Origin of the sequence: Teichococcus deserti, assembly GCF_001982615.1 — a bacterium.
In the GTDB taxonomy this organism is placed as follows: Bacteria; Pseudomonadota; Alphaproteobacteria; order Acetobacterales; family Acetobacteraceae; genus Pseudoroseomonas; species Pseudoroseomonas deserti.
The window spans coordinates 1-7,589 of record NZ_MLCO01000252.1 but is presented as its reverse complement, the minus strand read 5'-3'; the positions used below and the strand labels follow the sequence as shown (position 1 = coordinate 7,589).

At 70.2% G+C, this 7,589-nt stretch carries 10 protein-coding genes; 2 read left to right on the top strand and 8 right to left on the bottom strand.

Going from position 1 to position 7,589, the window contains the following annotated elements; genetic code table 11:
• Positions 1 to 617 (top strand): flagellar hook-length control protein FliK (locus BKE38_RS22650; protein ID WP_131829688.1); only part of this gene is annotated, 617 nt, incomplete at its 5' end.
• Between the two features lie 16 nt (positions 618 to 633).
• Positions 634 to 1,320 carry a flagellar hook assembly protein FlgD gene (locus tag BKE38_RS22645; RefSeq protein ID WP_076959501.1) on the top strand — a complete coding sequence of 229 codons (687 nt, stop codon included), beginning with the start codon at positions 634 to 636 and terminating at the stop codon, positions 1,318 to 1,320.
• A gap of 52 nt (positions 1,321 to 1,372) precedes the next feature.
• On the opposite strand, the gene BKE38_RS22640 is transcribed toward BKE38_RS22645, so the two are convergent.
• The 8 genes from BKE38_RS22640 to BKE38_RS22605 are packed head-to-tail and all read right to left on the bottom strand — an operon-like array spanning position 1,373 to position 7,310.
• The gene (locus BKE38_RS22640) at positions 1,373 to 1,840 is read right to left on the bottom strand and encodes a flagellar basal body-associated FliL family protein (RefSeq protein WP_242662546.1); all 468 of its coding nucleotides are present in this window, start codon (positions 1,838 to 1,840) and stop codon (positions 1,373 to 1,375) included.
• A gap of 40 nt (positions 1,841 to 1,880) precedes the next feature.
• Entirely contained in the window at positions 1,881 to 3,005 is a 1,125-nt protein-coding gene (locus tag BKE38_RS22635) for an EscU/YscU/HrcU family type III secretion system export apparatus switch protein (protein WP_076959500.1), read from the bottom strand.
• A gap of 4 nt (positions 3,006 to 3,009) precedes the next feature.
• On the bottom strand, positions 3,010 to 3,771 hold the full coding sequence (locus BKE38_RS22630; RefSeq protein ID WP_076959499.1) for a flagellar biosynthetic protein FliR: 762 nt from the start codon (positions 3,769 to 3,771) through the stop codon (positions 3,010 to 3,012).
• Positions 3,772 to 3,785: 14 nt separating this feature from the next.
• Positions 3,786 to 5,852, bottom strand: a complete 2,067-nt coding sequence (gene flhA / locus BKE38_RS22625; RefSeq protein ID WP_076959498.1) for a flagellar biosynthesis protein FlhA — start codon at positions 5,850 to 5,852, stop codon at positions 3,786 to 3,788.
• 5 nt (positions 5,853 to 5,857) lie between these two features.
• A complete protein-coding gene (locus BKE38_RS22620; protein ID WP_076959497.1) occupies positions 5,858 to 6,121 on the bottom strand; it encodes a flagellar biosynthetic protein FliQ in 264 nt (87 codons plus the stop codon).
• A gap of 36 nt (positions 6,122 to 6,157) precedes the next feature.
• Positions 6,158 to 6,460: a flagellar hook-basal body complex protein FliE gene (fliE, locus tag BKE38_RS22615; protein WP_076959496.1), complete on the bottom strand. Its 303-nt coding sequence runs from the start codon at positions 6,458 to 6,460 to the stop codon at positions 6,158 to 6,160.
• Between the two features lie 5 nt (positions 6,461 to 6,465).
• Positions 6,466 to 6,906, bottom strand: coding sequence for a flagellar basal body rod protein FlgC (gene flgC / locus BKE38_RS22610; protein ID WP_083747791.1), 441 nt, complete (start codon positions 6,904 to 6,906; stop codon positions 6,466 to 6,468).
• Positions 6,906 to 7,310 carry a flagellar basal body protein gene (locus tag BKE38_RS22605; protein ID WP_076959495.1) on the bottom strand — a complete coding sequence of 135 codons (405 nt, stop codon included), beginning with the start codon at positions 7,308 to 7,310 and terminating at the stop codon, positions 6,906 to 6,908. The genes flgC and BKE38_RS22605 overlap by 1 nt, the downstream gene beginning before the upstream one ends.
• Positions 7,311 to 7,589: the final 279 nt, after the last annotated feature.

Genomic DNA, 7,589 nt, shown 5'->3' with positions numbered 1-7,589 from the left:
CCCCCGCGCCGCCGCCGAAGATCGCCGCCGCCGAGCCCGACGCCCCTGCGGAAAAGCCGGCCGCCGCGGCCGCGACCCTGGCGCCGCGCGCCGCGGATCCGGGGCTGACGCCGCCGGTGCTGGCCGCCCCCGCCCCGGGTACCACGCCGGCCCAGCCGGTGCTGGTGCCGCAGGCCGCCGCCGCCGCGCATCCGCGCCTGGCCGCCGAGGCCGCGCCGCAGATCGCCCTGCACCTCGCCCGCGCCGCCGAGGACGGTAAGGAGACCGTCTCGGTCGAGCTGCGCCCGCCGGAGCTCGGCCGCGTCGAGCTGCGGCTGACCTTCCGCGACGGCCAGGTGCAGCAGGTGGTCATGGCCGCCGAGCGGGTCGAGACCTTCGAGGCGCTGCGCCAGGACCGCAGCCTGCTGCTGCAGCAGATGGAGCAGGCCGGGCTGCAGCTCGGCCAGTCCGGGCTTGACCTGCAGCATGGCCGCTCGCCGCAGCAGCAGGCGGCCGAGGGCGAGGCCCGCCCCTATCGCCTGGCCGACACGGCGGAGGAGGCGGCCGGCGAGGCTGCTGCCGCCGGGACGGCTGGCCGGCGGCCGCCTTCCGACAGCCTGATCGACATCATCGCCTGAGGCAGGACCTGCACCCATGGCCACCAGCACCACCGCCATCAACACCACGCCGGCGATCGCGGCGACTTCCGCGCCCACCGCGCAGCTCAGCAACACCAGCAATGCCGATTTCGACCGCTTCCTGAAGCTGCTGACGGCGCAGATGAAATACCAGGATCCGATGGATCCGACCGATCCGACGCAGTTCGTGGCGCAGCTGGCGCAATTCTCCCAGGTCGAGCAGCAGACCAAGACCAACGCGCTGCTGCAGGGCATCGCCGATGCGCTGGCCGGCAACGGCAAGCTGTCGGAGAATGCGGCGCTGCTGGGCAAGTCGGTGAAGACCGAGGCCTCGACGCTGACCGTGCCGGAGGGTGGCGGCAGCGTGCCGATCACGGTGGATGTGTCGGCGACGGGGCTGAAGAATCTGCGGCTCGAGGTGCTGGACGCGCGCAGCGACGTGCTGCGGCGGATCAACCTCAATGCCGGCACGACCGACCTGTCCTTCGATGGCAAGGACGGCAACGGCAACCCGCTGGCGGCCGGGCAGTACACGGTGCGCGTCGTCGGCGAGGATGATGCCAACAAGCGCACCACCGCCGGCACCGTGACCGTCGCCGGCAAGGTCACCGAGGTGCGCCGCGACAGCAGCGGCGGCTACAACCTGGTGCTGGACACCGGCGCCGTGGTCAGCGCCGCGGATGTCACCCGCCTCGGCAGCTGAGGCGGCGGGGCGCCGGGCCACCGCAGGGGCCCGGCGTCGTTCTCTCCCCGGCTCAGCTATGGATGAGCCGGGTGATCACCACATCCTTCAGACCCTCTTCCTGCACCTGGGAGAGGCTGTCGAACAGGCTGTCGCGCAGCAGGGCCGGGTCGACCCGGCCGGGGCGCAGCTCCTGCCGCTCGGACATGGCCATCAGCCGGCGCAGCACCGCCTGTTTCAGACGAGGCGAGAGGTCGCGGAAGGCCTGCAGCTTCGGCGCCTCGGTCTCCAGTGTCACCGAGACCACGACATAGGCCATGCGGCGGTTGGCCGAGGGCAGGTTCACCGTGAAGTCGCCGAGCGGGAAGAACTCGGTCTCCTTCTTGGGCGCGGCGGATTCGGCGGCATAGGCCGCAGGCGCCAGGGGCGTCGCGACCAGGCTGGTGCCCAGCGTGGCGGCGGCGAGGAGACCCATGAGGAAGCGGCGCGTCTGGATGACCATGTCCTTGACCCCTGCGGTGGTGGCGCCCTTCTTTCGCATTTGTGATTTTCGCAGACAAGCAAAACAGATCAATTTTGTGTCATGCCGCAAAGGATCCCTGGCCAGCGTTTCTGGCATGGCCCCCAGGAGGCGTGTCGGTCCTGGCCTTCTGCCGCGCCCAGACGATGCCGATCAGCCGGGCCACCGCCTCGAAATGGACGGCCGGGATGGTGTCGCCGATTTCGACACCGGCGTGCAGGGCGCGGGCCAGGGCCTTGTCCTCCATCACCGCGACGCCGGATTGGGTGGCGATCTCGCGGATCCGCCGGGCCATGCGGTCCACCCCCTTGGCGACGCAGACCGGCGCCGCGTCCTTGCCGCGCTCGTAGCGGAGCGCGACGGCGAAATGCGTCGGGTTGGTGATCACCACGGTCGCCTTGGGCACGTCGGCCAGCATCTTGCGCGAGGAAAGCTGCCGCCGTTTCTTGCGCAGCGCCGCCTTCATGTGCGGGTCGCCGTCGGTTGCCCGCATCTCCTCGCGCAGCTCCTGATGGGTCATGCGCTGGCGGCGGTGGTATTCGAAGCGCTGGAAGCTGATGTCGATGATGGCGACCAGGGCGGCGACCAGGGTGATGGCGCCCAGCATGGTGCAGAGCGCGCGCACCACGAGATGCGGGAAGGCCACCGGGTCGAGCGCGGCCAGATAGGGGCTCTGCTCGTAGAGCGGCCGGGCCACCGCCCAGCAGGCGGTGGCGACGGTCAGCGCCTTCAGCAGGTTCTTGCCGAACTCGAAGATGCCCTTCAGCCCGAACAGCCGCTTGAAGCCGGCGATCAGCGACAGATGCGACAGCTTGGGCTCCAGCCGCTCCGGCGCCATCACCACATTGTTCTGCAGCATGTGCGGCACCAGGCTGCCGGCCATCAGCAGGCCGAAGACCGGCAGCAGCACGATGGTCAGCGCCTCCAGCACGGCCGAGCCGGCGCGCTCGAAGCCGCGCTCGTTGACGTCGAGGAAGGCCTCGGGCTGCTCCAGCATCGGCAGCAGCACGGCGGCGAAGCGGCCGCCCAGCGTACCGCCGGCCAGCCCCAGCAGCAGCAGCACCATGGCATAGAGGCCGAAGCTCGACCCTTCGCGCGACATCGGCAGGTCGCCGCGCTCGCGCGCCTGCTGCAGCTTGCGCGGCGAGGCGTCGAGGGATTTCTCCTGGCCGGTTTCCTCCGCCATCGGATCAGCGGCTGATCACGAAGGCGGCCGAATAGGCGCCGAGCACCTCCGACAGCAGGGTCGGCGCGGCGACGCCCAGCAAATAGAGCCCGGTCATCAGGATGGCCGGCGCGCCGATCATGAAGACCGGCATGGCCGGCAGCGCGCGGTTGATGCCGGCCAGCGCCGCGTTGAACAGCACCGAGAGGATCAGGAAGGGCATGCTGAGCTGCATGGCCAGGCGGAAGGCGGTGGCCGCGGCCTCGGTCAGGGCGCGGGCGGCGGGCGCTGCCGCCGGCGCCTCGCCCAGCGGCACCAGCCGGTAGCTGTCGAGGATGGCGCGCAGCCCCGGGTGATGCCCGTCGACGGCGAAGAAGGCGGCCAGCACCGCGGCATAGAGCACCGAGCCCAGGATGGCGGCGTTGTCGGCGCCGATGCCGAAGGCGAAGGCGTTGCTGAGGCCGATGCTCTGGCCGATGATCTGCCCAGCGATATGCACGGCCGAGAGCAGCATGCGCGACAGGGCGCCGAGGAAGCTGCCGGCCAGCACCTCGACCGCGATGGCGCCGGCCATGCCGATGGCGCCCGGCACCGGCTGCAGGGGACCTGCCAGCGGCGCCAGGCAGAAGGCCACGACGAGGGCCGCGATCACCCGGATGCGGCCGGGCAGCTGGGTCTCGCCGAAGCCCGGCAGCAGCATCAGCGCGCTGGCGGCCCGGCAGAAGACCAGGAACCAGCGGTAGAGCTCGGCCGAGAGCCAGGGCTCGAGGGCGAGCGAGGCGTGCATGTCAGATCCGCCCGTCAGATCTGGCCCACGGTGCGCAGCTTGGCCCGCTGATGCACCTCGGCATGGGAGATGACGGCGATGGTCGGGTTGATGCGCTCGACCAGGTGGCGGATGAAGGGCCGCGCGACCGCCGAGGTCAGCACCGCCGGCCAGTCGCCGCGGGCGGCGGCCTCGGCGATGCGAGCGCGGGTGGCGCTGACCAGCTCCTGGATCTTGGACGGCGCCATGGCGAAGCTGCGCTGGTCGCCTTCCTCGATGATGGCGGTCCCGACCTCCTTCTCCCATTCCGGGGAGAGCAGGAGCGCGGTGATATAGCCATCCTCCTGGGTCAGGCCGCGGCAGATCTGCAGGCTCAGGCGCTGGCGCACATGCTCGGTCAGCATCGAGACGTTGCGGGTGAAGGCGGCGCCTTCATGCAGCGCTTCCAGGATCAGCGGCAGGTTGCGGATCGAGATGCGCTCGGCCAGCAGCGTCGCCAGCACCTTCTGCACGGTGGCCATCGGCAGCACGCCGGGGATCAGGTCGCCGAGCAGCCGCTGATGCTCCTTCTCCATCCCGTCCAGCAGCTTCTGGGTGGCGGCATAGCCCTGCAGCTGCGCCATGTAGCCCTTCAGCACCTCGGACATGTGGGTGGTCAGCACGGTCTCGACATCGACGACGGTCAGGCCTTGCGCCATCGCCATCTCGCGCAGCGCCGGCTCGATCCAGCGCGCCTTGATGTGGAAGGAGGGCTCCTGGGTGTCGATGCCGGGCACGCCGATCTCCTGCCCGCCGGGGGCGAAAGCCAGCAGCCGGCCGAGCATCAGCGTCTCCCGCGCCACCTCCACCCCCTGCACCTGGATGGAATACTCGCCAGAGCCCAGATCCATGTTGTCCTTGATGCGCACGGCCGGCAGGACGAAGCCGAATTCCAGCCCGAAGGCGCGCCTGAGCTTCTTGATCTTTTCCGACAATCCGCCCTGGCGTCCTGCCGTGAGGGACACCAGGCCCATGCCGAGCTCCAATCGCACGTCGTCGACGCGGATCAGCTCGGCCATGGTCTCCTCGCGCGGCGCGCTGGTGTCGGCGATGGACAGGCCCGCCTCGGCATCGGCCGCGGCGCGCTGCACCGCGCGCTGCGCCAGCCAGCCGCCGCCGCCCGCGACCAGGCCCAGCGCCATGAAGGGCAGGAAAGGCAGGCCCGGCAGCACGGCGAAGAGCCCAGAGAGGCCCGCCGCAAAGTAGAGCGGCTTCGGCTGCGCGCCGAGCTGACTGATGAAAGCCTTGTCGGTGGAGCCGCGGACATTGCCCTTGGAGACCAGCATGCCGGCGCCGACCGAGACGATCAGCCCGGGGATCTGGCTGACGATGCCGTCGCCGACCGCCAGCGTCACGTAGTTGCCGGCGGCCGCCGAGAGCGGCATGCCGTGCCGCAGCGTGCCGACGACGATGCCGCCCAGGATGTTGACGATGGTGACGATGATCGCCGCGATGGCATCGCCACGGACGAATTTCGAGGCGCCGTCCATCGCGCCGAAGAAGGAATTCTCGTCCTCGAGCTCCTTGCGGCGGCGCTTGGCCTCGGCATCGTCGATGGTGCCGGCGGCGAGATCCGCGTCGATCGCCATCTGCTTGCCCGGCATGGCGTCCAGGCTGAAGCGGGCGGCGACCTCGGCGATGCGGCCGGCGCCCTTGGTGACGACGATGAAGTTGACGATGATCAGGATGGCGAAGACGATCACGCCGATGATGAAGTCGCCGCCGACGACGAAGACGGCGAAGCCATGGATGACGCTGCCCGCCGCATCCAGCCCGCGATGCCCGTCGGCCAGGATCAGCCGCGTCGTCGCCAGGTTCAGCGCCAGGCGCAGCAGGGTCGCCACGAGCAGGACCGTGGGAAAGACGGAAAAGTCCAGCGGCCGCTCGATCCAGATGGCGACCATCAGGATCAGCACCGACAGGGTGATGGAGGTGGCGAGGCCCAGATCGACCAGCCAGCGCGGCATCGGCAGGACGAGGACCGCCAGCAGCACCACCATGGCGGCGGCGAAGAGCAGATCCTGGTGGCGGAGCCCGAGGCTGAGGCGGCGGAAGAACTCCATTCCCCTCAAAGCCCCACGATGAGCTGCGCGATCTCCTCGGTATAGGAGCGGAGCGCGGCGAAGCCGAAGGGCAGCGACAGCATGGTGGCGACCAGCGTCACCACGATCTTCGGCACGTAGGAGAGGGTCATCTCCTGGATCTGGGTCAGCGCCTGCAGCACGGAGACGGCGACGCCGGTCACCAGCGCGGCGAGCAGCGGCGGCCCGGCCACCATCATGGTGGTGTAGAAGCCGGTGCGCAGCACCTCGATCACGTCGCCTTCGTTCATCGCGTCAGTTCTCCGCGCGGTGAGGTGCCGATCTTCTCAGACCGCCATGCGGAGCACGTCCATATAGGCGCCGACGACCTTGTCGCGCAGCTGGGTCAGGGTCTGCACGGTCAGCTCGGCATTGGCGGCGGCCTGCACCACCTCCTGGATGTCGGCGGTGCCGGCGACGCCACGGGCGGCCATCATCTCGGCGCTGCGCAGCGTCTGCAGCGAGGCGCGGGCGGCGTCCTGCAGCATGGTCGGGAAATCCCCGGTCGGCGTCTGGGTCACGCCATAGGCGCGGATGGCGGCGCTGGCCGGGGTAACGGCGTTGAGCGCGGCATTGGGCTGGACGGGCATGCGGGTCAGGACCTCAGGATGTCGAGCGTCTTGCCGTAGAGCGCCCGGGCCTGCTGCAGCACCGTGATGGACGCCTCGTAGCTGCGTCCGGCGGCACGCATGTCGGCCTGTTCGATCAGCGGATCGACATTCGGGAATTTGACATAGCCGCGCTCGTCGGCGGCGGGATGGGCGGGGTCGAACTGGGTGCGGAAGGCGCGCTGGTCGGGACGCAGCCCGTCGAAGCGCACCAGCTGCGCGCCCGTCGCGCGGTCAACCGCGCGGTCGAAGGTGATCAGCTTGCGGCGATAGGGGTCGCCGCCGGGCACCGCCGCGGTGGAGCTGGCATTGACGATGTTCTCGGCCGCGACCCGCATGCGGATCGCCTGGGTGCTCATGCCGGAGGCGGCAGTGGCCATGGCCTGGGTCAGCGGGCCCACGCCGGTGATCGGACCGATGCGGATCATCAGCGGGCGCCCACGGCCGTGCGCAGCATGGCGGCGCCGCGCTTGTAGACGAGGGTCGCGAGGTCATAGGCCTTCATCAGGTCGGCCTGCTTCACCATCTGCTCCTCGAGGTTGACGGTGTTGCCGTCCGGATCCTCGCTGTAGGCATTCGCACGGTCGGCCGCGATGGTGACGCCGTCGCGCCCGCCGCCGAGATGGCCGGGCCGCGAATTGGCGAGCGTCAGCGCCGGCAGGCCGCCCTGGCTGCGCAGCAGGGCGCTGTCGAACTGGAAGGCCTTCACGTCGCGCGCGCGGTAGAGCGGCGTGTCCGCATTGGCGATGTTCTGGGCCAGGATGTTCTGCCGTTCCGCCAGGTGCCGCATGCGCGCGCCGGTGATGCGGAAGACGTCGATGCCTTCGAGCATGGAACGCAGGGCCCTCCTGGCTGGTCCGGGCTGAGCATTAGCGCCGCGCCTCTGTCCTGTCGAGATTTTTCGCATGGACCGCAACCCCCGCTTCGCGCCAGGATGGGTCCGGCCCTTCCGGAGGCGTTTCGCATGACCGATCCCTTCCTGCTGGCGACGCCGCTGGGCGACAGCGCGGCGCAGCTGACCCGGCTGCGGGCGCGGGCGCGCTACGGCACGCTGGCGGCGGTGCGCGGCGCCGCGCTGTCGCCCAGCGGCGTCGCCAGCAGGAAGGGATCG